The sequence below is a fragment of the Kribbella sp. NPDC051770 genome, assembly GCF_040681455.1.
Lineage (GTDB): Bacteria > Actinomycetota > Actinomycetes > Propionibacteriales > Kribbellaceae > Kribbella.
Genome location: NZ_JBFAYT010000001.1, coordinates 1,354,984 through 1,379,485, shown reverse-complemented (window position 1 = coordinate 1,379,485; position 24,502 = coordinate 1,354,984). Strand labels below are relative to the sequence as shown.

Genomic DNA, 24,502 nt, shown 5'->3' with positions numbered 1-24,502 from the left:
CGCTACGTCACCCGGGTACCTGTCCCTGGATGCCCGCAAAAGGCGAGCGGGGGGCTCTTGACATGGCAGGATGAGAGCGCGATGAAACTGCCCAGCCTGCGTAGAGCACGCCCCACCGAGCTGCCCGGGATCGCCGGAGTGGTCCGGCTGGACCGGCGTACCAAGAATCTCACCAAACGGCTGAAGCCGGGCGAGGTCGCCGTCATCGACCACGTCGATCTGGACCGGGTCAGCGCCGAGGCGCTGGTCGACTGCCAGGTCGCGGCGGTGGTGAACGTCGCCGACTCGATCAGCGGCCGGTACCCGAACCTCGGTCCGGAGATCCTGGTCGAGGCCGGCATCCCGCTGGTCGACGGGGTCGGCCGCGAGGTCTTCTCGGTCCTGCACGAGGGCGAGCGGGTCCGCCTGCACGACGGCGTCCTGTACCGCGGTGAGGAAGTCGTCGCGAAGGGTGTCACCCAGGACAGCCAGACCGTCGCGCAGCTGATGGACGACGCCCGCGCCGGGCTGTCGACCCAGCTCGAGGCGTTCACGGCGAACACCCTGGAGTACCTGCGGCGCGAGCGCGACCTGCTGCTCGACGGCGTCGGCGTACCGGCTGTGCACACCGCGATGGACGGCAAGCACGTGCTGATCGTCGTCCGCGGCTACGACTACCGCGAGGACCTGGTCGCGCTGCGGCCCTACATCCGCGAGTACCGGCCGGTCCTGATCGGGGTCGACGGCGGCGCCGACGCCCTGGTCGAGAACGGTTACGTCCCGGACCTGATCGTCGGCGACATGGACTCGGTCAAGGACGAGACGCTGAAGTGCGGCGCCGAGGTGGTCGTGCACGCGTACCGCGACGGCCGCGCGCCGGGCTCGGAGCGGCTGGAGCGGCTGGGGGTGGACTCGATCGAGTTCCCGGCGGCCGGGACCAGCGAGGACGTCGCGATGCTGCTGGCCGACTCCAAGGGTGCGTCGCTGATCGTCGCGGTCGGCACGCACAACTCGCTGGTCGAGTTCCTGGACAAGGGACGCGCCGGGATGGCCAGCACGTTCATCACCCGGTTGCGCGTCGGTGCCAAGCTGGTGGACGCCAAGGGCGTCGGCCGGCTCTACCGCAGCCGCGTCTCCACCTTCCAGATGGTCGCGCTGATCGTGTCCGGACTGTTCGCGCTCGGGGTGGCCATGGTCGCCATCGGGGCCGACGACATCCTGTGGTCGATCCTGCGGGCGCGCTGGAACGAAATCTACTTCCACATCCGGGAGCTGTTCACGTGATCGACTTTCGCTACCACATCGTCTCGATCGTGGCGATCTTCTTCGCCCTCGGAGCCGGCGTGGTACTCGGCGCCGGCCCGCTGAAGGGCACCGCCTCGCAGGTCGTCGCGGACCAGGCCGACCGGGACCGACAGGCGCTCGAGCAGGCGCGCGCCGACGCGATCCAGGCCAAGTCGCTGGACAAGTACCGCGACGACTACGTGGCCAAGGTGACCGCGGGGCTGACCGACGGCAAGCTGGCCGGCCAGAAGATCGCGATCGTCACCGTGCCGAACGCCGACGGCGACATGACCAACGCGCTGCAGGAGTCGATCGAGAAGGCCGGCGCGCAGGTCACCACCCGGGTCGCGCTGGACGCCAAGCTGTTCGACCAGGGCCAGCGCCAGCTGATCGAGCCGCTGGTGAACGAGCTGGTCACCCCGGACATCACCTTCCCGGCCGACAGCAACACCTACCAGCGGGCCGGCCTGATCCTGGCCCGCGGCGTGCTGGCCCACGACAACGCCAAGACCTTCGACGCGGAGTCGACCAAGATCCTCAGCGGGCTGACCGACTCCAAGCTGGTCTCGGTGAAGCCGACCCCGAAGGACCGGGCCAACCTGGTCGTCGTGGTGGCCGCGAAGCCGCCGACGCCGGTGCCGGACAACTCGTCGTACGCCGACACCGTCGACTTCGTCGAGGGCCTCGACCTGGGCAGCTCGGGCGCGGTCGTCGCGGGCGTTCCGGAGAGCGCGCAGAACGGCGGCATGCTGAAGGCCTTGCGCGGCGACAACGACGCCACCAAGATCGTCTCCTCGGTGGACGTCGCGAACATGCCGAGCGGCCAGGCCACGGTCGTCTTCGCCCTGGTCGAGCAGGCCGGTGGCAAGGCCGGCCAGTACGGCGGGGTCGACGCGAAGAACGGTGTCGCACCGCCCGCGGTGCAGGCGAAGGAGAACTGATGGGTCTGCTCGGAGCGGTCGTCGCGGCCGCGGCCACCGCGGGGCTGGAGCGTGCCGCGGCGAAGTTGCCGAAGGAGCAGCGGGCGCCGTTCGAGCGGACGAACCACCGCGGCGAGACGGTCACGCTGCTGGAGGGACCGGTCGCCGTACTGGGTGCGTTGGCGGGTGTCGCCGCCGGCTCCGGCAGTGGCCGGGTCAAGGCGGCCGCGCTGGTCGCCGGTGCGGTGTCGGGCGCTGTCGGCGCGTACGACGATCTCGCCGGAGCGACCGAAACCAAGGGGTTTCGCGGTCACCTGTCGGCGTTGAAGCGCGGCGAGGTGACGAGCGGCGCGGTGAAGATCCTCGGCGTCGGTGCCGCCGGACTGGCTGCTGCGGCGTTGCTGCCGCGCAAGTCGTCGGGGGTGGGCGCGGTCGTCGAGGTCGTCGCCGACGGCGCGTTGATCGCCGGTACGGCGAACCTGGCGAACCTGCTGGACCTGCGGCCCGGGCGCGCGTTGAAGGCTGCGACCGCTGTGAGTGCTCCGGCTGCTTTGACCGGGCCTGCGGGAGCAGTTGTCGGTGCTGCTGTCGCCTCCGCGCCGTCGGACCTCGGCGAGCGCTCGATGCTCGGTGACTGCGGCGCGAACGGACTCGGCGCGATCACCGGTACGGCGCTGGCGGCGTCGCTGCCGCGGCCGCTGAAGGTGCTCGCGCTCGGCGCGGTCGTCGCGCTGAACCTGGCCAGCGAGAAGGTCAGCTTCACCAAGGTGATCGCGGGCAACCCGACGCTCGACAAGATCGACCAGTGGGGCCGACGGCCCCGGTGAGCGGCTCGGTCTCGCCGGCTCGATCCCGGTGAGCGCCGGGGGCCGGATCGCTCGCGCCGCGCTCCTGGTCGCGGGCGTCACGGTGCTGGCGCGTGTCGTCGGATTCGGGCGGTGGCTGGTCTTCTCGAAGACTGTCGGTGCCGGCTGCTTGGCTGAGGCCTACGCGACGGCCAACCAACTGCCGAACGTGTTGTTCGAGGTGGTCGTCGGCGGTGCGCTGGCCGGTGCCGTCATCCCGATCCTCGCCGGGCCGGTGGCGCGCGGTGACAAGGCCGCACAAGGCCGGATCGTCAGCGCGCTGCTGACCTGGTCGCTGGTGCTGCTGGCGCCGTTCGCCTTGCTGGCTTGGCTTCTGGCCTCGCAGTACACGTCCGCGATGCTCGACTCCGACGACTGCGCCTCTGCTACGACGGCCACCCGGATGCTGGTCATCTTCGTCCCGCAGATCTTCGGCTACGCGGTCGCGGTGGTGGCGACCGCCGTTCTCCAGTCCCACAAGCGTTTCGCGGCCGGTGCGCTCGCGCCGCTGATCTCCAGCCTGGTCGTCATCGGCACCTACCTGGTGTTCGCCGTCGAGGCGCCCGTTGCTGACCAAGCCTCGCGCGGTGCTGCGGACCTGCTCGCCTGGGGAACCACAGCAGGCGTTCTGGCGCTGGCGCTGACCGTGCTGATCCCCATGCTCCTGCTGCGGTTGCCGCTGCGTCCGACGCTCCGGCTCGACCCAGGGGTCGGCCCGGTGCTGCGGAAGCTCGCCATGGCAGGCCTCGCCGTACTGGTTGCCCAGCAGCTCGCCTTCCTCGTCACCACCTACCTGGCCAACCACCGCGGCGTACCGGGCAGCATCGCCGTCTACACCTGGGCCAACGCGGTCTACCTCCTCCCGTACGCCGTACTGGCGGTGCCGATCACCACCGCGGTCTTCCCCAGGCTGGCAGCGGCTTTCGACGCGAAGGACGAGGCAGGCTTCGCCCTGTTCACCTCAACCTCCACGCGCGCGGTCATGCTCGCCGGAGGCGCCGGCGCCGCCCTGCTGGTCGGTACGGCGATCCCGGTCGCCCGGATCTTCGCGTACGACGACGGCCGCGTGCAGGAGGCCCAGGCGACGTCGCTGGCTCAGGGCCTGGTTGCGTTCGCTCCGGCGATCATCGGGTTCGCAGTGCTGATGCACGCGGGCCGCGTGCTCTACGCACGGCACACCGGCCGGGCGGTCGCGTTGGTGACAGGTGGCGCCTGGCTGCTCGTGGCGGTCGCTGGTCTGGTGCTGACGCTGCGCTGGGACGCCGTACCGGCTCTGGCTGCTGCCATGTCGGTGGGGATGCTCGCTGGCGCAGTTGTGCTGCTGCTGGTGTTGCAGCGGGTTGCTGGAGCTGGTGTGCTGCAGGGGTTGCCCCGCGCGACTGTGGCCGCTGTGGTCGGCGCTGCTCTGGCTGGTGCGGCCGGCTGGGTCGTGTCGCTGCCGGCTGACGACGGCGGCTGGGGGAGCGCGCTGCTGTTCGCCGTACTGTCCGGGCTGGCTGTCGTGATCGTGTACGCCGCGGTCGCCGTACTGGTCGACCGTCCGGACGCCAGGGCGCTGCTGCGCCGGGGCGTCCCAACCGTGCTGGAGGAGAAGCAATGAGGATCGGCCTGCTGCTGGCGGAGTCGCGCGGAGGGATCGGCCAGCACGTCGCCTCACTGGTCCCGCGCTACCTGGCAGCCGGTCACGAGGTCGTCGTCTGCGCACCGCCCGGCACGGCCGAGCACTTCGACTTCGGCGACGCCGCTGTCGTCGAGACCGCGGTAGGCCTGCGAGGCTCCGACCTGGTCCACGCGCACGGGTACCGGGCGGGCATGGCCGCGCTGCGCAACCGCTCGCACCTGCGGCCGCTGGTGGTCACCTGGCACAACGCGGTGATCGCGCCGGGCCCCCGTGGCCTTGTGATGCGCCTGGGACAGCGTCTGGTGGCCCGTGGCGCCGACTTGACGCTCGGAGCGTCCACTGACCTGGTCGAGCTCGCCAGACGCCTAGGAGCCCGCCAGGCGCGGCTGGCGCCGGTGGCGGCTCCAGCCATGCCGGAGATCCGTACGCCGTCCGCTGCCGTCCGCGAGGAGCTGGGGATCGGTGACGCGCCGCTGGTGCTCACCGTGGGTCGCCTGGCGCCGCAGAAGGACTACCCGACGTTGCTGTCGGTAGCGGCCGAGGTGGCGAAGACCGAACCGGGTGTGGTGTTCGCCGTGGTCGGCGACGGGCCGCTGCGGGACAACCTGCAGGCCCGGATCGATGTCGAGAGCCTGCCGGTCCGGCTGCTCGGGCACCGCGACGACGTGGCCGACCTGCTCGGCGCGGCCGACGTCTTCCTGCTCACCTCGCACTGGGAGGCCCGGGCGCTGGTGCTGCAGGAGGCGCTGCAGGCCGGCGTACCGGTGGTGGCGACGGCGGTCGGCGGCGTACCGGAGTTGGTCGGGGACGCCGCGGTCCTGGTCTTTCCCGGCGACACGCGCGGGCTCGCGGACGGCGTACGGAAACTTCTTTCCGAACCGGAAACGGCCGCTGCGAGGCGGGCAGAAGGCCTCGAGTTGGCCGCCGGATGGCCGGACGAGGACGCCGTGGCGAAGAATCTTCTCGACATCTACGCGGGGCTCGTCGCGACCACTGCTTGACAGCAGGTAGGCTGAAGGCCCGTGGACAGGGCTTCGAATTCCCAGCAGACCAAGCACGTATTCGTCACCGGCGGCGTGGCCTCCAGTCTCGGCAAGGGGCTGACAGCGTCCAGCCTCGGCAGTCTGCTGACGGCACGGGGCATCCGGGTGACCATGCAGAAGCTGGATCCGTACCTCAACGTGGATCCCGGCACCATGAACCCGTTCCAGCACGGCGAGGTGTTCGTCACCAACGACGGCGCCGAGACCGACCTGGACATCGGTCACTACGAGCGCTTCCTCGACCGCGACCTGTCGCAGGTCGCGAACGTCACCACCGGCCAGATCTACAGCTCGGTGATCGCCAAGGAGCGGCGCGGTGAGTACCTGGGCGACACCGTCCAGGTGATCCCGCACATCACCAACGAGATCAAGGACCGGATGCTGGCGATGGCCGGTCCGGACGTCGACGTGGTGCTGCACGAGATCGGCGGCACCGTCGGCGACATCGAGTCGCTGCCGTTCCTCGAGGCCGCCCGTCAGGTCCGGCACGACGTCGGCCGCGACAACGTGTTCTTCCTGCACATCTCGCTGGTGCCGTACATGGCGCCCAGCGGTGAGCTGAAGACCAAGCCGACCCAGCACTCGGTGGCCGCGCTGCGCTCGATCGGTATCCAGCCCGACGCGATCGTCTGCCGTGCCGACCGGCCGATCCCGGACGCGGTCAAGCGCAAGATCTCGCTCATGTGCGACGTCGACGTCGAGGCCGTGGTGGCCGCCGTCGACTCGCCGAGCATCTACGACATCCCGAAGGTGCTGCACTCCGAGGCGCTCGACGCGTACGTCGTACGGCGGCTGAACCTGCCGTTCCGCGACGTCGACTGGACCCGCTGGGACGAGCTGCTCCGGGTCGTGCACCACCCGAAGGACCAGGTCACCGTCGCGCTGGTCGGCAAGTACATCGACCTCCCGGACGCGTACCTGTCGGTCGCCGAGGCGCTGCGCGCCGGCGGTTTCGACAACGACGCCAAGGTGCAGCTGCGCTGGGTCGCCTCCGACGAGGCGGCCACCCCGGAGGCCGCCGCGAAGCTTCTCGGCGACGTGGACGCGGTCTGCATCCCCGGTGGGTTCGGCGTCCGGGGCATCGAGGGCAAGATCGGCGCGATCCGCTACGCCCGCGAGGCCGGGATCCCGATCCTCGGGCTGTGCCTGGGCCTGCAGTGCATGGTGATCGAGGTCGCCCGCGACCTGGCCGGCCTGGACGAGGCGAACTCCAGCGAGTTCGACCCGGACGCCGCGCAGCCGGTGGTCGCGACGATGGAGGAGCAGAAGCACATCGTCTCCGGCTCCGGTGACCTCGGCGGCACGATGCGGCTCGGCCTCTACCCGGCGAACCTGGCCGACGGCTCGATCGTCCGCGACCTGTACGGCGCTCCGTCGGTGCAGGAGCGGCACCGGCACCGCTACGAGGTCAACAACGCCTACCGGGACAAGCTGGAGACCGCCGGGCTGGTGTTCTCCGGGCTGTCGCCGGACAACGAGCTGGTCGAGTTCATCGAGCTGGACCGCGACAAGCACCCGTTCTTCGTGGCCACCCAGGCGCACCCGGAGCTGCGGTCGCGGCCGACCAAGCCGCACCCGCTGTTCTCCGGGCTGATCGCCGCCGCCCTGGTGCGGCAGCGTGAGTCCCGGCTGCCGGTCGAGGAGGTCCCCGCGGCGGCCAAGGAGGTCAAGGAGCCGGTGAAGGCCGGCGCCGCGAAGGCCAAGACCCGATGACGCAGTCCGGTACGCCGGACGCGGCGGGGGAGCCGGCCGAGCTGCGGTTCGGGGCCGGGCTGGTGGACGTGCCGACCTCCTGGGAGGTCAGCACGTCGGAGACCGTGCACGCCACCGGTCGCGTGATCTCCGTACGGCGGGACCAGGTGGTCCCGCCTGCCGGCGGCGAGCCGTTCACGCGGGACGTGGTGGTGCACCCGGGCGCGGTCGGCGTGGTCGCGCTCGACGAGAACCACCGGATGCTGCTGGTTCGCCAGTACCGGCACCCGGTCGGCTACCGCCTGCTGGAGCCGCCCGCTGGGCTGCTCGACGTACAGGGTGAGGCGTACCGGATCGGTGCCGAGCGGGAGCTGTGGGAGGAGGCGGCGACCAAGGCCGCCGACTGGCGGGTCCTGGTGGACGCGTTCACCTCACCGGGGCTGACGACCGAGGCGGTCCGGATCTTCCTGGCCCGTGAGCTGTCGGCGGCCGACGAGGTCTACGACCGGCTGCACGAGGAAGCCGACATGGAGACGGTGTGGGCGCCGCTCGAGGACGTCGTGAAAGCGGCGCTCGCGGGCGATCTGCACAACCCGATCCTGGTGATGGGCTCGCTGGCCGCCTGGGCAGCGCTCAACGGCGACGGCTTCGACGCGTTGCGTCCCGCCGATTCCCCCTGGCCGGCCAAGGACCGCTGAGTTTCGTCGGCCGCGCGAAGCCCCGCGCCGCGCGGCCGAGCTAGTGGCGGACCTCCGGGAGTCGTCGGCAACGAGCGCAGCACCTCGCCCGTCGGCAGGCTTCCCGGAGACCCGCTCTCGTGTTCGAGTATATGTTCGAATACTCCGCGAGCGCAAGTCAGTGCGGCCGTCGGCACGAGTACGCCACGGCGTCCCGGCCGATCCGTGTCACGATCAGCGTCGCGCTCTCCGAGCCCTTCGGTGAAAGCTTTTTCCGCAGCACCGCCGGATCGAGATCGACGCCGCGCTTCTTGATCTCCAGCGTCCCGATCCCATTCGCCCGCACCCACGACTTCAGCGCTTTCTCCTTGTAGGGCAGCGTTTCCATCACCTCGTACGCCGATGCGAACGGCGTCTCGACCAGGAACGGCCCGGTCACGTAGGCGATCCGCGGGTCCAGCAACCACCCGTCCACCTCGGCGGCGACCGCCGTGACCAACCCGGCGCGCACGACCGCGCCGTCCGGTTCGTAGATGTACTGGCCGACCGGTCCGACCTCAGCCTCCGGTGCCTCGGCAACGGACGCGCCGCTTGGCAGCAGCGTCGCCCGGCGCGCAGCACCGCCGTACAGCTTGCCGGACCAGAGCGCTGCCTCCTTGACCTCGCCGGCGTCGCTCACCCACTCCGCCTCGACCCCCTCCGGTACGGCGTCGTGCGGGATCCCCGGCGCGACCTTCACGCACGCGGTGCCCTCCAGCAGCGAGGTGATGAACGACCAGGGCGGCGAGTACGCGTTGTGGTCGAACACCCGGCGGCCATCCGCCCGCCGAGCCGGATCCGCGAACACCACCTCGTACGGCGTGAGGTCCTGCTCCTCCGCGTCACCCAGCAGCACCTCGCCGGGCAGCCCCAGCGCGGACAGGTTCGCCGCAGCGGCAGCAGCCGTTGCCGGGTCTCGCTCGACGCCGGTGATGCGGAGGCCGGCGCGCGCCGCGCTGATGAGGTCGCCGCCGATGCCGCAGCCGAGGTCGATCACCGAGCTGCCGGGCAGCGCCGAGGCGATCCGGGCTGAGCGGTGTGCGGCGACCGCCGTACGGGTGGACTGCTCCAGGCCGTCCGGCGTGAAGTACATCCGGGCCGCGTCGTCCGCGCCGAACTTGGCGACCGCCCGGTGCCGCAGCGACGCCTGGGTGACCGCGGCGGTGACCACGTCCGCGTCGTACCGGCGGCGGAGCTTCTCGACCAGTTGCAGCTCACCGCCGGGGCTGTACGACGCGCAGGCTTCGGCCAGGACGTCGGAGCCCGGTGGGGTGAGCAGGGCGGCGATCGAGTCGGGTGTCACGCGCTCATTCTGCGCTGACGGCTCACAGCGAGCTGTAGCAGCCGCTGCTCCAGATGCGCTTGGCCAGGTGGTAGAGCCGCCAGTTCATCGCCGAGCGGGTCGCTGGGCCGTAGATACCGTCAGCAGCGAGCTTGTGCCGCTGCTGCACCTGCTTGACGACCGCGCGGGTGTTGCTGCCGTACACGCCGTCGACGGTGAGCTTGGAGCCGTAGCAGTAGTTCAGGTTCCGCTGGAGCGTGCGGATCGCGGTGTCCGGGTCGCCGAACGTCTCGTTGCCGCGCTGCGGGTCGTCGCCGTACATGAGGTTGCAGCGGGTGCTGCTGCTCTCCCAGACCGACGGCGCCGGTACGCCCCACCCGGCGCTGCCGACCGGAACCAGCCGAGCGCTCCGGCACTGCCCCAGCGCGGCCGCTGCCCCAGCAGCCCGTACGCCAAGGTCAGCAGCCGGCCCGGCCACCTGCTCAGGCGCCACCGCTGCCGGCCCACCAGCACCCTGCGGTGCGTCGGTGGAGTGGCCGCCACCGGCGGCAACGCCCACGGCGATCGGGCTCACCACCAGCGCGACGATCGCGACCAGGGCCTTGCCGGACGGCTTACGCACCGTGAAGGGCAGCTTCATGTGGGCTCCTTGTCTCCACACAGAACGGTCCCACGTCGTACCGCCCAGGCCCAGACCCTGGTCGCAGAAAGTACGGGCCGGGTTACAGCGGGCTGTAGCAGGCGTCGCTGGACAGGCCGAGCTTCGGGTTCCAGAGCCGCCAGTTCATCGCCGAGCGGGTGGCCGGGCCGTAGATGCCGTCGGCGGTGAGCCCGTGGCGGCGCTGGACCGCGGCGACGGCCGCCTCCGTCCTGGCGCCGTACCGGCCGTCGACGGTGAGCTTGGAGCCGTAGCAGTAGTTCAGGTTGCGCTGGAGGGTCTTGATGGCCGTCTCCGGGTCGCCGAACGGGTTGCGCGGGTCGCGGTGCGGCAGGTCGCCGGGCTTCAGGTTGCAGACGGTGCTGCTCTCCTCCCAGATCGACAGCGCCGGCACGGTCCAGCCCGCGCTGTTGACGGTCTTGTTGTAGACCTGCTGGCACTGGGTCAGCGCCTGCGTCCCGGCCGACGCGCTGGACGCGACGAAGGTCAGCGGAACGGCGGCGACGGCGGCGGCGGTGAGCACGACGGCAGTACGGCGGGTGGTGACGTGACGCCAGAACCGGCGGAGATCGGACATGGTGGATTTCCCTCCCGTGGGGGCCCGCGGGGCGGGGCCCTGTGCCGGGTGAGACGACCTGGCGGCGGGCGAAGGTTGAGTAACGGTTCGGGCCGGCGTGTTCGCCGTGGGCCGAGTTCTGGCACTCGAGTTGACCGAGTGCTAATCGCGGCCTAGATTCGGTGTTGGCACTCTCCCTGTGAGGGTGCCAGCGGCCCCGGCCCCTGACCCCCGCGACGGCAGGCGGCGGGACGGCCGTCCTGACGCACTGTGAATCATCAAGAACTCGACCGTGGAGGTCAGCAAGTGTCGGTCACGATCAAGCCGCTCGAGGACCGCGTCCTCGTTGCGCCGCTCGAAGCCGAGCAGACCACGAAGTCCGGCCTGGTGATCCCGGACACCGCCAAGGAGAAGCCGCAGGAGGGCGAGGTCCTCGCCACCGGCCCCGGCCGCATCGACGACAACGGCAACCGCGTCCCGCTGGACGTCGCCGTCGGCGACAAGGTCATCTACTCCAAGTACGGCGGCACCGAGGTCAAGTACGACGGCCAGGACTACCTGATCCTGGGCGCCCGCGACATCCTCGCCGTCGTCAGCAAGTGACGACTGCTCAGAGTTTCTGACTGACACCGCCCCGGTGCCGAACACCGGCGCCGGGGCGGAGTCGGTCCAGAACCGGCTGGGCCATTGAACGCAAGAATTCAGAGAGGGACTGGTTTTTCCATGCCGAAGATCCTCGAGTTCGACGAGAACGCGCGGCGCGCCCTGGAGCGTGGCGTCGACAAGCTCGCGAACACGGTGAAGGTGACGCTGGGGCCGAAGGGCCGCTACGTCGTGCTGGACAAGAAGTGGGGCGCCCCGACCATCACCAACGACGGTGTCACCGTCGCCCGTGAGGTCGAGCTGGACGACCCGTTCGAGAACCTTGGCGCGCAGCTGGCCAAGGAGGTGGCCACCAAGACCAACGACATCGCCGGTGACGGGACCACCACCGCCACGGTGCTGGCGCAGGCGCTGGTGCACGAGGGCCTGCGGGCCGTCGCCGCCGGGGTCAACCCGATGGGCCTGAAGAAGGGCATCGAGGCCGCCGTCGAGGCCGTTTCGGCCCGGCTGGTCGAGACCGCCCGTCCGGTCGACGACAAGGGCGACATGGCCCACGTCGCCACCATCTCCGCCCGGGACGCCGAGATCGGCGGCCTGATCGCGGACGCCTTCGACAAGGTCGGCAAGGACGGTGTGATCACCGTCGAAGAGTCGAACACGATGGGCACCGAGCTCGAGTTCACCGAGGGCATGCAGTTCGACAAGGGCTTCATCTCCCCGTACTTCATCACCGACGCCGAGGCCGGCGAAGCGGTGCTGGACGACCCGTACATCCTGATCAACCAGGGCAAGATCTCCGCCGTCGCGGACCTGCTGCCGCTGCTGGAGAAGGTCGTGCAGTCGGGCAAGACGCTGCTGATCATCGCCGAGGACGTCGAGGCCGAGGCGCTGTCGACCCTGGTGGTCAACAAGATCCGCGGCAACTTCACCTCCGTGGCCGTCAAGGCGCCGGGCTTCGGTGACCGCCGCAAGGCGATGCTGGAGGACCTGGCCGCGCTGACCGGCGCGCAGGTGATCGCTCCCGAGGTCGGGCTGAAGCTCGACCAGGTCGGCCTCGAGGTGCTCGGCACCGCGCGCCGGATCGTCGTCAGCAAGGACAACACCACCGTTGTCGAGGGCGCCGGCAAGTCCGACGAGATCGAGGCCCGGGTCAACCAGATCAAGGCCGAGATCGAGCGCACCGACTCCGACTGGGACCGCGAGAAGCTGCAGGAGCGGCTGGCCAAGCTGGCCGGTGGCGTCTGCGTGATCAAGGTCGGCGCGGCCACCGAGGTCGAGCTGAAGGAGAAGAAGCACCGCATCGAGGACGCCGTCTCGGCGACCCGCGCGGCGATCGAGGAGGGCATCGTCGCCGGTGGCGGCTCCGCTCTCGTCCACGCAGCCTCGGTGCTGGAGGACGGCCTGGGCCTGGAGGGCGACGAGCTCGCCGGCGTCCGGATCGTCAAGAAGTCGGTCGTCGAGCCGCTGCGCTGGATCGCCGAGAACGGCGGCAACGAGGGCTACGTCGTCACCGCCAAGGTCGCGGAGCTCGAGGTCGGCAGCGGCTTCAACGCCGCCACCGGTGAGTACGGCGACCTGCTCGCGCAGGGTGTTCTCGACCCGGTCAAGGTGACCCGCTCCGCGCTGGCCAACGCCGGCTCGATCGCGGCCCTGCTCCTCACCACGGAGACCCTGGTCGTCGACAAGCCCGAGGAAGAGGAGCCCGCCGCCGCCGGTCACGGCCACGGTCACGGTCACTGATTCCTCCGTACCAGCGCAGTACCTGGTACACCGAACTGCCCGGCTGGTCCTCGGACCGGCCGGGCAGTTTCACGTTCGGCCGGTGGATACCCGGGGGTAGTGACAGGTTGTCATGAAAATTACTCAGTGATCACGAACTGCCACTAGGCAGCGGGGCGTCCGGGCCGTAGCATCTTGCAGGCTGACCGGTCTTACACGAGGGGGCGAGGGGTGACCGAGGTTCGAATGCCGCACACCCACGACCGGGTCGAGCTCAGGGATCTGGCCGCACTGGCGGCCGGTGGGGATCCGGGGGCTCTGAACGATCTGCTGACCAGGGTGCGCGCGGTCGCTCATCGCTACGTGCGGTCCCGGTTGTGGACCTACCCCGGTGGCGCCGACATGGTCGACGACGTCGCGCAGGAGGTCTGTGTCGCGGTGTTCGGGGCGCTCGGGCGCTACCGCGACGAGGGGCGGCCGTTCGAGGCGTTCGTGTACGGGATCGCGGCCCGCAAGGTCGCCGACGCCCAGCGCGCGTTCGCGGTCGCCGACGTGTCGACACCGGACCTTCCGGACGGGGCCGACGAGTCCCCGACGCCGGAGGAGCACGCGGTCAGGCACTCCGAGGTCCAGCACATCGTGGGCCTGCTGGAAAGATTGCCGGAGAAGCTGCGGGAGATCCTGCGGCTCCGGGTGGTAGCGGGGATGTCAGCCGAAGAGACCGGCCGGGCACTGGGGATGACACCGGGGGCGGTGAGGGTCGCACAACATCGGGCGTTGAACACGCTCAGGGGGTTTGTGGGGCATGAGGCAAAGCTCGAGCGAGGAGCAGGGGAGGAGCGGAATGGCTGAGCGCTTTGACTTAGACGCGATCGAAGCCGACGACGCGCTGCTCGACCTGCTCGCAGCCGGTGGGGAGTCCGCGTGGGAGGCGGGCGAGCACGACCCGACCCTGAAACTGCTGGCCGATCTGCGGCTCGCGGTCGAGGTCGAGGACGAGCTCCCGGTGGAGACCATCGACGACCCGGAGACGTTCCTGGCCCGCTGCGCGGCCCTGAACCCGGTCACCGACCCGTTCACCCGCAAGATCGCCGCCCGCGGTCTGGCCGTCGGCGTCGCCGCCGTGGCCGCGCTGTCGGTGTCGGGGGTCGCGGCGGCCGTGAACGGCGACCCGCTGGCGCCGTACGAGAAGATCGTCAAGACCGTCGTGGACGGGCTGCGGCCGGAGACGAGCTTCCCGAAGGAAGAGCTCGACGGCATGCCGGTCGTCGACAAGTCCAAGATCGTCAAGGTCGCCAAGGACTACCAGCAGAAGCAGGCCGACCTGCGCGAGGTCGAGGAGCGCAAGGCCGAGCAGCGGCTGACCGATCCGCTCGCGCTCGGGCTGACCGAGCTCGAGACGGTGATGCCGAAGCCGCCGCTGGCCCGGCCCGAACCGCCGAAGGTGGAGGAGAAGGCCGGCACCCGCGACCCGCTGCTGCCGCCGACCGAGCCGGTCGAGGAGAAGCCGGTCGACAAGCCGACCACTCCGGTGGACGAGCCGACGGACAAGCCGAGCGACCCGCCGAGCACGCCGGTCGACGAGCCGACGGACCCGCCGACCACGCCGACGGACCCGCCGCCGACCACTCCGACCGAGGAGCCGACCGACCAGCCCAGCGACGGTGGCGGCGGCAACAACAACGGCCAGACCGACACGCCTGGTTCGGACCCGTCGACGCAGCCGAGCGAAGGCAGCGGCGAGACCGGTACGCCGGGTGGCGAGACCGGTGTCCCCGGCGGCCAGACCGGTACCGGCGACGGGGAGACCCAGACCGGCTCGGGCGACACCAAGCCGGGCGACACCAAGCCGGAGGACCAGCCGGCCGGTGACCAGACCGGTGGCGGCCGCAACGACGGCGAGCAGACCGGTGGCGCGGACCAGACCGGCGGTGCTGACCAGACCGGTGGCGCGACCGACTCCAAGCCGGCCGACGACTCCACGCCCGCCGACGACGCCAAGCCGGCGCTGCCGCCCGAGACGCCGGCCGAGCCGACCCGTCTCGAGCAGTACGTGAACAAGCGGCTGGAGGCTTCGGCGAAGCACTCCAACGGCCAGTTCGCGCTGGGCTGGGCCAAGCAGCAGTACGCCAAGGGCAAGCACTCCAACGGCCAGTACGTCGAGGGCCGGCACGCCGCCTTCGAGCGGGCGCACGGCTCGATGAACCCGGTCACCCTGCGCCAGATCCTCTGGGTGCTGAACCACCCGACCGGCCGCTGACCTGACGCGAGGCGGGTTCCCGGACGGAACCCGCCTAGGGCGTGTCTCCCAATTCTCGCCTACTGCGCGGCACTCGGCACGGCACCTCGGAGCACTGGAGCAAAGCCCACGATGGAAAAACATCGAGGGCTTCACTCCAGCACTCCGAGCTACCGCGGCGAGCACCTGCTCGCTACGGCGACAATTGGGAGACACGCCCTTGTCCACAGCCGCGGGGACCGATGCGGGGGACCGGGCGCGGGCGGCATACCATGGTGTCCCGTTCTCGCCGTGCAAAGGTGCCTGCAACCCTCATGGACATCACCCCCTCCGGAGTTCCCGACAAGTTCGCCGTCCTCGGTCTGACCTTCGACGACGTGCTGCTGCAGCCCAACGAGTCCGACGTGATCCCGTCCGAGGCGATCACCCGCTCCAAGGTCAGCCGCAACATCGAGGTGAACATCCCGCTGCTGTCCAGCGCGATGGACACCGTCACCGAGGCCCGGATGGCGATCGCGATGGCCCGCCAGGGCGGCCTGGGCGTGCTGCACCGCAACCTCTCGATCGAGGACCAGGCCCAGCAGGTCGACCTGGTCAAGCGCTCGGAGTCCGGGATGATCGCGCAGCCGATCACCATCGGCCCGGACGCCACCATCGGCGAGGCGGACGCGCTCTGCGGCCAGTACCGGATCTCCGGTGTCCCGGTCGTCGACGACGCCGGCGTCCTGGTCGGCATCGTGACGAACCGCGACATGCGCTTCGAGACCAGCCAGGACCGGCCGGTCCGCGAGGTGATGACCAAGCAGCCGCTGATCACCGGCAAGCAGGGCATCTCCGCCGACGACGCGATGGCGCTGCTCAGCCGGCACAAGGTGGAGAAGCTGCCGCTGGTCGACGACGCCGGCAAGCTGACCGGCCTGATCACGCTGAAGGACTTCGTCAAGCGTGACCAGTTCCCGCTGTCCACCAAGGACGCGACCGGCCGGCTGCGGGTCGCCGGCGCGATCGGCTTCTTCGGTGAGGCGTACAAGCGGGCGATGACCCTGGTCGAGGCCGGTGTCGACCTGCTCGTGGTGGACACCGCGCACGGTCACTCCCAGGCCCAGCTGGAGATCATCCGCAAGCTCAAGGCCGACCCGGCGACCCGCGGCGTCGACGTCGTCGGCGGCAACGTCGGGACCAGGGGCGGCGCCCAGGCGCTGGTCGACGCGGGCGCCGACGGCGTCAAGGTCGGCGTCGGCCCGGGCTCGATCTGTACGACGCGCGTCGTGTCCGGCGTCGGCGTCCCGCAGGTGACCGCGATCTACGAGGCGTCGCTGGCCTGCAAGCCGGCCGGCGTCCCGGTGATCGGCGACGGCGGCCTGCAGTACTCCGGTGACATCGCCAAGGCGCTGGTCGCCGGGGCCGACACCGTGATGCTGGGCTCGCTGCTGGCCGGCTGCGAGGAGTCGCCGGGCGACCTGGTCTTCATCAACGGCAAGCAGTTCAAGGCCTACCGCGGGATGGGTTCGCTGGGCGCGATGCAGTCCGGCGGCCTGCGCAAGTCGTACTCCAAGGACCGGTACTTCCAGAGCGACGTCGGCAGCGACGAGAAGCTGATCGCCGAGGGCGTCGAGGGCCAGGTGCCGTACCGCGGCCCGCTGGCCGCGGTCGCCCACCAGCTGATCGGCGGCCTGCGCCAGTCGATGTGGTACACCGGCGCCCGCACGGTCCCGGAGCTGCAGGACAAGGGCCGGTTCGTCCGGATCACCTCGGCCGGCCTGCAGGAGTCGCACCCGCACGACATCCAGATGACGGTCGAAGCGCCGAACTACTCCGGCCGCTGACCCGCCAACGTTAGGACAACCACCAGATGACCGAGATCGAGATCGGCCGGGCCAAGCGCGGCCGGCAGGCGTACGCGTTCGACGACATCGCGATCGTGCCGTCGCGGCGGACCCGGGACCCCGAGGAGGTCTCGGTCGCCTGGCAGATCGACGCGTACCGCTTCGAGCTGCCGATCCTGGCCGCGCCGATGGACTCGGTGATGTCGCCGGCCACCGCGATCGCGATCGGCAAGGCCGGCGGTCTCGGTGTGCTGAACCTCGAGGGCCTGTGGACCCGCTTCGAGGACCCGAGCTCGCTGCTCGAGGAGATCGTCACCCTCGGCCGCGAGCAGGCCACGACCCGGCTGCAGGAGATCTACTCGGCGCCGATCAAGCCCGAGCTGATCTCGCAGCGGGTGCAGGAGATCCGCGACTCCGGGGTCACGGTGGCCGGTGCGCTGTCGCCGCAGCGGACCAAGCAGTTCGCCAAGCACGTGGTGGACGCGGGCGTCGACCTGTTCGTCATCCGCGGTACGACGGTCTCGGCCGAGCACGTCTCCGGCCAGGCCGAGCCGCTGAACCTGAAGCAGTTCATCTACGACCTCGACGTCCCGGTCATCGTCGGCGGCTGCGCGACGCACCAGGCCGCGCTGCACCTGATGCGGACCGGCGCGGCCGGCGTACTGGTCGGCTTCGGCGGCGGCGCCGCACACACGACGCGCAAGGTGCTCGGTGTCGCGGTGCCGATGGCGTCGGCGGTCGCCGACGTCGCCGCGGCCCGGCGCGACTACATGGATGAGTCCGGCGGTCGGTACGTGCACGTCATCGCCGACGGTTCGGTCGGTCGCTCGGGTGACGTGGCGAAGGCGATCGCCTGCGGCGCCGACGCGGTGATGGTCGGCTCGCCGCTGGCCCGCGCGAGCGACGCTCCCGGTGGCGGTTTCCACTGGGGCGCCGAGGCGTGGCACGCGGACCTCCCGCGCGGTGAGCGGGTGGAGGTCGGCGTCACCGGCACGATGGAGCAGATCCTGTTCGGCCCGTCCTGGGTCCCGGACGGCACGATGAACCTGGTCGGCGCCCTGAAGCGCGCGATGGCCACCACCGGGTACACCGAGCTCAAGGAGTTCCAGCGCGTCGAGGTCGTCGTCGGCTGACATTCTGACGGACCGCCGCGGTCGAGGGGTGGACTCGCCGTTCGTGAGGTGAGACACCTGTGGCGGCTGCTCGCGGGTTGGCCGGTTCTGGAAGGATTGGCCTATGGGATGGTTCAGCCGCCGCACCGAAGCCGACAACGTCGCCCTCGCCGCCGCGCGGGCGCAACTCTCCTCCGAGGACGTCGACCAGGTCCGTTTCCTGCTCACCACGCGGAAGAGTGTCTTCGCGGTGAAGTACGTGATGGACCGGACCGGGTCGGAGCTCAAGCACGCCAAGGAGCTGGTCGACGACATCCGCCTCGGCCGCTACGTCCCCCCGGTCACCGGTACGCCGGTCGTCCGGCTCCCCGGCACGAACCTCGCCGAGCGGACCCGGGCCCTGAAGGCGTCCGGTGAGCTCCACCAGGCGACCGCCCTGGTGGTCAGCGAGACCGGCATGACCGAAGCCGAAGCCGGGTTGTTCGTCGGAGCCCTACAGGCCTGACCTCAGGACGGCTGCGCGTTCTTCGCCGTCCAGGTCGCGTCCCGCCCGAACGCCCCGAGCAGCCGAGCCACCGGATCCGGCCCGCTCGGCACCCGCTCCGCGATCGCCCCGCCGTCCCGGTACGCCGCCTCCCGCTGCTCGAACCACCCGGCGACCTCGCTGACGACCTCCGGATCCATCCGCGGCGTCGCACCGATCGCCACCGCGAGATCCCACCCGTGCACCAGCAGATCCGCCGAGAGCTGCCGCAGGTACTCGCCGGTGTCCTCCTCGCCGTACGAGAGCTGCACGACCGGAACCGCGTCCGCCGTCGCTCCAACCGCCGCCGAAGCGGCCTCCGCCGCAGCAGCCGCCGGATCCTCGCCGAGCAGATCCCCGTCCAGCGTGTCCCCGACGTCCGCGATCGACCGGCCCGCGAGCAACGGCACCGCCCACCGTTCCTCGCCGACGACGTGGTTCACCAGCGCCCGCACGTCCCACTCCGAGCACGGCGTCGGCGCACCCCACTGCTCGGCGCCAACCGCTCCCACCTGCCGAACGAACTCCGCCCCGGCCCGCTGATGCATCTCGACAACATCCATGGCGCTCGCCCCCTCAGCGCCAGAGTGCGCCCGCTACGCCGACCGGTCAATCGATTCGGGTCAGGTCTGCAGCTGAGCCGCGGCCTCGTGCGCGTGCTGCGACGCCAGGAAGTCGCCCTTGGCCGCCAGCAGATCGCCGTGGTGGCGGTAGCAGGAACCGGCCAGGTCGGCGACCTCGGTGTCGCTGGTGGTGAACGGGATCAGCGCGGTCGCGACCTCGGCGCTCCACCCCGCGAGGTCGAGCGCCATCTCGGTCTGGCCGGCCGCGTGGTACGCCTCGGAGATGTCGAGCAGCAGCCGCGCCCAGATCGGCGCGTAGGTGCTGACCTCGTAACGCATCCGGTGCGACTCGCGCTCCGACGAGATCGCGAACAGGTAGTGCGCCTCGAGCCCGAGCGTCAGCGCGGTCTCCGCGTCGTGCGCGAGCAGCGGGCGGACCAGCTCGGCCAGCTCGGTCGCCCGGACGCAGGCCGACTCCGGATCGGTCCGGCCGCTGACGGTCGCGAGCGTCATCCCCGGCGCCGGTTCGCCCAGAGCCAGCAGCCGGTAGTACTGCTCGAACGGCCCGAGCTTGATCTCGGCCGTCTCCAGCGCGGTCCGCAGCGACGGCGGGATGCCGCGGTCCAGCTCGTCGACGACGCGCTGCGCCGCCTCCTCGTCCGTGGCGAACGCGGTCCGCAGGCAGTTCTCGCCTTCCAGGACCCGGCCGACCTGGTTGAGGTGCCGGCCCTTGCGAGCCAGCGCCGCGACCAGCGTTCGCAGGTCGGTCGCGGACTCCGAGTCGGCGAGCGTGTCCGCCGTACTGAGTCCGATCTCGTCCGCCTCGAGGGCCAGGTCGAGCCGGCTCTCGGCAGCGTGGATGTCGGCCGACACCGCCGTTGCGGAGCACAGATACCGCGCGTAGGACAGCGATTGGGCGCTCTCGTTGATCTGCCCGGCTAGCTGCAGGAACAGCTGCACGGCCGCGTCGGCGGAGGCCACCGCCAGGTCCGGGTCGCCGTACCGGCGCAGGATCAGTGCGTTCATCGCCAGCACCCGGGCGAAGTCGGGCTGGTGGTGCAGGCTGTCGGGCCCGCCGACGAGCTGTCCGTACGCGATCACCGCGCCGTCCATCTCCAGTACGGCGGTAGCGCCCCACCCGCGGTGCGCCTGCGTCATCGCCCGCCGGGCCCGGACGTCGGCCAGGAACGAGGTCGCGTCCAGCACACCGGCGTCGCTCAGCTCGGTGTAGCCCAGCTGGGCCTCGTGGAGCGCGGCCAGCGCCTCCTCGTGCCGCCCCGACGCGTTCAGCGAGCCGGCCAGCTCGTACTGCGTGGCCGCCATCAGGTGCTTGGCCTCGTAGTGGTCCGGCCGGTCACTGGCCCGCTCCCGGGCCAGCTCGATCACCCGCTGCTGGTAGGGCCCGGCCTCGTCGGCGCGGCCCTCCTCGATCAGCACCTGGGCGGTCTGCAGCGCCTCACCGAGCTCGTCCTCAGGAGGCGTCCAAAGCCCCCCGCTGTCCACCATCGTGTGCTTCCACCCCTTCGCTGACTCAACGGATCACCTTAGTGCCAACCGCAGTGATCCACCTCACCTCGGCCTCGCGAGTCCAGTGCCATGGCGCGGTACTGACACATCTGATTACCCACAGGTAGCCTGGGTCAATGAGCGAGCAGACCTCGATCCCCGCGGACCCCGAGCTGGACCCGACCGCGTCCTGGGCCACCGACCAGTCGGCCGTCCGGCGGCTGAGCGGTCTGCTCCGGGCCACGGCAGGCACCCGTACGTCGTACGCGCCGGCGACCGGGCAGCCGGTCGCCGAGCTGCCGCTGTCCAGCGCCGACGACGTGGTCGCCGCGGTCCGGGCCGCGCGCCGGACGCAGCGCAGCTGGAAGGGCACGTCGCTGGCCGACCGGGCCGCGATCCTGCTCCGGTACCACGACCTCGTGCTCGACCACCGCCACGAGCTGGTCGACCTGGTCATCCTGGAGTCCGGCAAGGCTCGCAAGCAGGCCTTCGAGGAGGTCGGCCACGTCGCGCTGACCGCCCGGTACTACGCGCGCAAGGCGGCCGAGCTGCTCGGGCCGCAGCGCAAGCTCGGCATGTTCCCGGTGCTGACCCGCGCCGAGCAGCGGTTCGTGCCGAAGGGCGTCGTCGGGATCATCTCGCCCTGGAACTACCCGCTGACGATGGCGATCTCCGACGGTCTGCCCGCGATCCTGGCCGGGAACGCCGTCGTGCTCAAGCCGGACAGCCAGACCCCGCTGACCGCGCTGCGAGCCGTCGAGCTGCTCCACGAGGCCGGTCTGCCGCGGGACGCCTGGCAGGTCGTGAACGGTGACGGCCCGACCGTCGGCGGCGCGATCATCCAGAACGTCGACTACATCTGCTTCACCGGCTCGACCAGGACCGGCCGTCTGGTCGCGCAGCAGGCCGGGGAGCGACTGATCGGCGCCAGCCTCGAGCTCGGCGGCAAGAACCCGATGCTCGTGCTGCGCGACGCCGACGTGCACCGCGCGGCCGAGGGCGCGATCCGGGCCTGCTTCAACAGCGGCGGCCAGCTCTGCGTCTCGATGGAACGCCTGTACGTCGCCGACCAGATCTACGACGCGTTCGTGACCGCGTTCCTGGACCGGGTGAAGAAGCTGCGGCTCTCGGCCGGCACCGGCTGGGACGTCGACATGGGTTCGCTGATCTCGAAGGCGCAGCTGGAGACGGTCAGCCGGCACGTCGACGACGCGCGCGAGAAGGGCGCCGTCGTCCTGGCCGGTGGCAAGGCCCGTCCGGATCTCGGCCCGCTGTTCTACGAGCCGACCGTGCTGTCCGGCGTGACGCCGGAGATGGAGTGCTTCGACAACGAGACCTTCGGCCCGGTCGTCTCGCTCTACCGGTTCTCCGACGAGTCCGAGGCGATCGAGCGCGCCAACGAGGGCGAGTACGGCCTGAACGCCAGCGTCTGGACCCGCGACGGCCGCCGCGGCCGCGCGATCGCGGCCCAGCTCGTCGCCGGCACGGTCAACGTCAACGAGGGCTACGCCGCGACCTTCGGCTCGATCGACACCCCGATGGGCGGGATGCGGTCCTCCGGCCTCGGCCGCCGCCAGGGCGTCGAGGGCATCCGCCGGTACGTCGACCCGCAGGCGATCGCCACCCAGCGGGTGCTGCCGATCGCGGCGTCGCACGGCATCAGCGACGAGACGTACGCCGAGGTGCTGGTCACGGCCATGCGGGTGCTGAAGAAACTGGGACGCGCGTAGGGTGCCCACCGGCCAGGCTGCACGAAGGAGGACGGCATGAGCTTCGACCACGACGTGCTGATCATCGGCTCGGGCTTCGGCGGCAGCGTGAGCGCGCTGCGGCTGACCGAGAAGGGCTACAAGGTCGCGGTCCTGGAGGCGGGCGCGCGGTTCGACGACGCCGGGTTCGCGAAGAACTCCTGGGACAAGAACCGGTTCCTGTTCGCGCCCAAGCTCGGCTGGTACGGGATCCAGCGGATCAGCGCGCTGCGGGACGTGATCATCCTGTCCGGCGCGGGCGTCGGCGGCGGCAGCCTGGTCTACGCCAACACCCTGTACGAGCCGTTGCCGGCCTTCTACGCCGACCGCCAGTGGGCGCACATCACCGACTGGAAGGCCGAGCTGGCGCCGTACTACGACCAGGCCAAGCGGATGCTCGGCGTCACGACGTACCCGCACTTCACGCCGGCCGACGAGGTGATGAAGCAGGTCGCCGACGACCTCGGCGTGGGCGACACCTTCCACCCGACGCCGGTCGGGGTGTTCTTCGGCGAGCCCGGGGTCGAGGTCGACGACCCGTTCTTCGGCGGCGCGGGCCCGCGGCGGACCGGCTGCATCGACTGTGGCGAGTGCATGACCGGGTGCCGGCACAACGCGAAGAACACGCTGACCAAGAACTACCTCTACCTGGCCGAGAAGGCCGGCGCGGAGGTCTTCCCGATGACCACGGTGACGTCGGTCGAGCCGCTGCCCGGCGGCGGCTACGCGGTCGAGACCCGCCGTACGTCGAACCGCAAGCTCACCCGCAGGTTCACCGCCGAGCAGGTGGTCTTCGCGGCCTCCGCGCTCGGGACGGCGAAGCTGCTGCACCGGCTGCGCGACGAGGGCAAGCTGCCGAAGGTGTCGCGCCGGCTCGGCGTACTGACCCGGACGAACTCCGAGTCCCTGCTCGGCGCGATCGCGAAGGACCGCGACGTCGACTACAGCCGCGGGGTGGCGATCACGTCGTCGTTCCACCCCGACGAGATCACCCACATCGAGCCGGTCCGCTACGGCAAGGGCAGCAACGCGATGTCGCTGCTGCAGACCGTGCTGACCGACGGCGACGGGGACCGGCCGCGCTGGCGGACCTGGCTGCGCGAGCTGGGGATCCAGCGGAAGAACATCCGGCGGCTGTACGACCTGAAGCACTGGTCGGAGCGGACGGTGATCGCGCTGGTGATGCAGACCGCGGACAACTCGATCACGACGTTCGGCAAGCGGGACCGGTTCGGCCGCTGGCGGCTGACCTCGAAGCAGGGCCACGGCGCGCCGAACCCGTCCTGGATCCCGGTCGCGAACCAGGTGGTCCGGCGGATGGCGACGATCATGCGCGGGACGCCGGGCGGGACGATCGGGGAGCCGTTCAACGTGCCGATGACGGCGCACTTCATCGGCGGCTGCGCGATCGGCGACTCGGCCGAGACCGGGGTGGTCGACGCCTACCACCGGGTCTACGGCTACGACGGGCTGCACATCGTGGACGGGTCGACGATCTCGGCGAACCTGGGCGTCAACCCGTCGCTGACGATCACCGCCCAGGCGGAGCGGGCGCTGGCCTTCTGGCCGAACAAGGGTCAGCCGGATCCGCGGCCGGCGGCCGGTACGCCGTACCAGCGAGTGACCGCGGTGGTGCCGGAGCACCCGGTGGTGCCGGCCGATGCGCCTGGTGCGTTGCGGCTGCCGATTGTCGAGATCAATCAGCCTGTGACGAAACCGTAACTGGCTGGAAATAGCGAAAAACCCTCAGTTCCGGTGATTTTCCGGAGCTTGAGGGTTTGTGTTTAGTGCCAGAAAGGGAGCAGGTCCCTCGGGAACGTTTCCGCCCAAATCGTTTCCCGAGGGACCCACTCAAGCCGGGGTGAGGCGCCCGGCGCTTTGGGATCGGGTCACCAACCACAGCTGGCGACCCGAGCTCGTAACCTCACTCTACATCCTCTTCCCAGCCTTTCGAGCTGCAGCGAGTGAATGTGATCACTCTGCGTGCTGTTCGTAATACTCTGGGATTCGGAGTGGCGGTCTTCCTTGCGGCGACCGCCTCTGCACACATCAACGAGCCCGTCTACA

21 protein-coding genes are annotated in these 24,502 nt (G+C 70.5%); 16 read left to right on the top strand and 5 right to left on the bottom strand.

The window, feature by feature from the left end; genetic code table 11:
* The first annotated feature begins 81 nt into the window (after window positions 1–81).
* From steA to AB0M01_RS06560, 7 genes are read left to right on the top strand one after another with little or no spacing between them, the layout of a single operon-like run.
* Window positions 82–1,263, top strand: a complete 1,182-nt coding sequence (gene steA / locus AB0M01_RS06590; RefSeq protein WP_363666145.1) for a putative cytokinetic ring protein SteA — start codon at window positions 82–84, stop codon at window positions 1,261–1,263.
* A complete protein-coding gene (locus AB0M01_RS06585) occupies window positions 1,260–2,204 on the top strand; it encodes a copper transporter (RefSeq protein WP_363666143.1) in 945 nt (314 codons plus the stop codon). The genes steA and AB0M01_RS06585 overlap by 4 nt, the downstream gene beginning before the upstream one ends.
* Window positions 2,204–3,010, top strand: coding sequence for a hypothetical protein (locus tag AB0M01_RS06580; protein ID WP_363666141.1), 807 nt, complete (start codon window positions 2,204–2,206; stop codon window positions 3,008–3,010). The genes AB0M01_RS06585 and AB0M01_RS06580 overlap by 1 nt, the downstream gene beginning before the upstream one ends.
* Window positions 3,011–3,038: 28 nt before the next feature.
* Window positions 3,039–4,628 (top strand): lipid II flippase MurJ, encoded by a 1,590-nt coding sequence (locus AB0M01_RS06575; RefSeq protein ID WP_363666139.1) that lies wholly within the window; start codon window positions 3,039–3,041, stop codon window positions 4,626–4,628.
* A complete protein-coding gene (locus AB0M01_RS06570; protein WP_363666137.1) occupies window positions 4,625–5,650 on the top strand; it encodes a glycosyltransferase family 4 protein in 1,026 nt (341 codons plus the stop codon). The genes AB0M01_RS06575 and AB0M01_RS06570 overlap by 4 nt, the downstream gene beginning before the upstream one ends.
* 21 nt (window positions 5,651–5,671) lie before the next feature.
* A complete protein-coding gene (locus AB0M01_RS06565) occupies window positions 5,672–7,405 on the top strand; it encodes a CTP synthase (protein ID WP_363666135.1) in 1,734 nt (577 codons plus the stop codon).
* Window positions 7,402–8,082, top strand: a complete 681-nt coding sequence (locus tag AB0M01_RS06560) for an NUDIX hydrolase (protein WP_363666133.1) — start codon at window positions 7,402–7,404, stop codon at window positions 8,080–8,082. The genes AB0M01_RS06565 and AB0M01_RS06560 overlap by 4 nt, the downstream gene beginning before the upstream one ends.
* Before the next feature lie 157 nt (window positions 8,083–8,239).
* On the opposite strand, the gene AB0M01_RS06555 is transcribed toward AB0M01_RS06560, so the two are convergent.
* The 3 genes from AB0M01_RS06555 to AB0M01_RS06545 form a co-directional block, all read right to left on the bottom strand.
* Window positions 8,240–9,403 (bottom strand): methyltransferase domain-containing protein, encoded by a 1,164-nt coding sequence (locus AB0M01_RS06555; RefSeq protein ID WP_363666131.1) that lies wholly within the window; start codon window positions 9,401–9,403, stop codon window positions 8,240–8,242.
* Window positions 9,404–9,425: 22 nt separating this feature from the next.
* Window positions 9,426–10,022: a peptidoglycan-binding domain-containing protein gene (locus tag AB0M01_RS06550; RefSeq protein ID WP_363666129.1), complete on the bottom strand. Its 597-nt coding sequence runs from the start codon at window positions 10,020–10,022 to the stop codon at window positions 9,426–9,428.
* A gap of 82 nt (window positions 10,023–10,104) precedes the next feature.
* Window positions 10,105–10,617, bottom strand: a complete 513-nt coding sequence (locus AB0M01_RS06545; RefSeq protein WP_363666127.1) for a peptidoglycan-binding domain-containing protein — start codon at window positions 10,615–10,617, stop codon at window positions 10,105–10,107.
* Window positions 10,618–10,902: 285 nt separating this feature from the next.
* Here AB0M01_RS06545 and groES point away from each other — a divergent pair, with 285 nt between their 5' ends.
* The 7 genes from groES (at window position 10,903) to AB0M01_RS06510 (ending at window position 18,600) form a co-directional block, all read left to right on the top strand.
* Window positions 10,903–11,199: a co-chaperone GroES gene (groES, locus tag AB0M01_RS06540; RefSeq protein WP_184798551.1), complete on the top strand. Its 297-nt coding sequence runs from the start codon at window positions 10,903–10,905 to the stop codon at window positions 11,197–11,199.
* Window positions 11,200–11,319: 120 nt separating this feature from the next.
* A complete protein-coding gene (gene groL, locus AB0M01_RS06535; RefSeq protein ID WP_363666124.1) occupies window positions 11,320–12,939 on the top strand; it encodes a chaperonin GroEL in 1,620 nt (539 codons plus the stop codon).
* A gap of 210 nt (window positions 12,940–13,149) precedes the next feature.
* Window positions 13,150–13,770, top strand: a complete 621-nt coding sequence (gene shbA, locus AB0M01_RS06530; RefSeq protein WP_363666122.1) for an RNA polymerase sigma factor ShbA — start codon at window positions 13,150–13,152, stop codon at window positions 13,768–13,770.
* On the top strand, window positions 13,763–15,178 hold the full coding sequence (locus tag AB0M01_RS06525) for a hypothetical protein (RefSeq protein WP_363666120.1): 1,416 nt from the start codon (window positions 13,763–13,765) through the stop codon (window positions 15,176–15,178). Before shbA ends, AB0M01_RS06525 begins: the two co-directional genes overlap by 8 nt.
* A 293-nt stretch (window positions 15,179–15,471) precedes the next feature.
* Window positions 15,472–16,983 carry an IMP dehydrogenase gene (gene guaB, locus AB0M01_RS06520; protein ID WP_363666118.1) on the top strand — a complete coding sequence of 504 codons (1,512 nt, stop codon included), beginning with the start codon at window positions 15,472–15,474 and terminating at the stop codon, window positions 16,981–16,983.
* 26 nt (window positions 16,984–17,009) lie between these two features.
* Entirely contained in the window at window positions 17,010–18,116 is a 1,107-nt protein-coding gene (locus AB0M01_RS06515) for a GuaB3 family IMP dehydrogenase-related protein (RefSeq protein ID WP_363666116.1), read from the top strand.
* A 103-nt stretch (window positions 18,117–18,219) separates the two neighbouring features.
* Window positions 18,220–18,600, top strand: a complete 381-nt coding sequence (locus tag AB0M01_RS06510) for a hypothetical protein (RefSeq protein ID WP_363666114.1) — start codon at window positions 18,220–18,222, stop codon at window positions 18,598–18,600.
* A 2-nt stretch (window positions 18,601–18,602) separates the two neighbouring features.
* Here the strand turns inward: AB0M01_RS06510 and AB0M01_RS06505 are convergent, their stop codons facing one another.
* Together AB0M01_RS06505 and AB0M01_RS06500 are read right to left on the bottom strand one after the other, a co-directional pair.
* Window positions 18,603–19,181, bottom strand: a complete 579-nt coding sequence (locus tag AB0M01_RS06505; protein ID WP_363666113.1) for a TIGR03086 family metal-binding protein — start codon at window positions 19,179–19,181, stop codon at window positions 18,603–18,605.
* 60 nt (window positions 19,182–19,241) lie between these two features.
* Window positions 19,242–20,687 carry a hypothetical protein gene (locus AB0M01_RS06500; protein WP_363666111.1) on the bottom strand — a complete coding sequence of 482 codons (1,446 nt, stop codon included), beginning with the start codon at window positions 20,685–20,687 and terminating at the stop codon, window positions 19,242–19,244.
* 137 nt (window positions 20,688–20,824) lie between these two features.
* Here AB0M01_RS06500 and AB0M01_RS06495 point away from each other — a divergent pair, with 137 nt between their 5' ends.
* Window positions 20,825–22,417, top strand: a complete 1,593-nt coding sequence (locus AB0M01_RS06495) for a succinic semialdehyde dehydrogenase (RefSeq protein WP_363666109.1) — start codon at window positions 20,825–20,827, stop codon at window positions 22,415–22,417.
* A 36-nt stretch (window positions 22,418–22,453) separates the two neighbouring features.
* On the top strand, window positions 22,454–24,157 hold the full coding sequence (locus AB0M01_RS06490) for a GMC family oxidoreductase (protein WP_363666107.1): 1,704 nt from the start codon (window positions 22,454–22,456) through the stop codon (window positions 24,155–24,157).
* The last annotated feature ends 345 nt before the right edge of the window (window positions 24,158–24,502 follow it).

Coding starts and splice junctions, on each gene's coding strand:
- guaB (WP_363666118.1), top strand. CDS start 15,472: ATGGACATCACCCCCTCCGGAGTTCCCGACAAGTTCGCCGTCCTCGGT.
- AB0M01_RS06495 (WP_363666109.1), top strand. CDS start 20,825: ATGAGCGAGCAGACCTCGATCCCCGCGGACCCCGAGCTGGACCCGACC.
- AB0M01_RS06510 (WP_363666114.1), top strand. CDS start 18,220: ATGGGATGGTTCAGCCGCCGCACCGAAGCCGACAACGTCGCCCTCGCC.
- AB0M01_RS06505 (WP_363666113.1), bottom strand. CDS start 19,181: ATGGATGTTGTCGAGATGCATCAGCGGGCCGGGGCGGAGTTCGTTCGG.
- AB0M01_RS06490 (WP_363666107.1), top strand. CDS start 22,454: ATGAGCTTCGACCACGACGTGCTGATCATCGGCTCGGGCTTCGGCGGC.
- AB0M01_RS06545 (WP_363666127.1), bottom strand. CDS start 10,617: ATGTCCGATCTCCGCCGGTTCTGGCGTCACGTCACCACCCGCCGTACT.
- AB0M01_RS06580 (WP_363666141.1), top strand. CDS start 2,204: ATGGGTCTGCTCGGAGCGGTCGTCGCGGCCGCGGCCACCGCGGGGCTG.
- AB0M01_RS06500 (WP_363666111.1), bottom strand. CDS start 20,687: ATGGTGGACAGCGGGGGGCTTTGGACGCCTCCTGAGGACGAGCTCGGT.
- AB0M01_RS06525 (WP_363666120.1), top strand. CDS start 13,763: ATGGCTGAGCGCTTTGACTTAGACGCGATCGAAGCCGACGACGCGCTG.
- AB0M01_RS06570 (WP_363666137.1), top strand. CDS start 4,625: ATGAGGATCGGCCTGCTGCTGGCGGAGTCGCGCGGAGGGATCGGCCAG.
- steA (WP_363666145.1), top strand. CDS start 82: ATGAAACTGCCCAGCCTGCGTAGAGCACGCCCCACCGAGCTGCCCGGG.
- AB0M01_RS06550 (WP_363666129.1), bottom strand. CDS start 10,022: ATGAAGCTGCCCTTCACGGTGCGTAAGCCGTCCGGCAAGGCCCTGGTC.
- groL (WP_363666124.1), top strand. CDS start 11,320: ATGCCGAAGATCCTCGAGTTCGACGAGAACGCGCGGCGCGCCCTGGAG.
- AB0M01_RS06515 (WP_363666116.1), top strand. CDS start 17,010: ATGACCGAGATCGAGATCGGCCGGGCCAAGCGCGGCCGGCAGGCGTAC.
- AB0M01_RS06560 (WP_363666133.1), top strand. CDS start 7,402: ATGACGCAGTCCGGTACGCCGGACGCGGCGGGGGAGCCGGCCGAGCTG.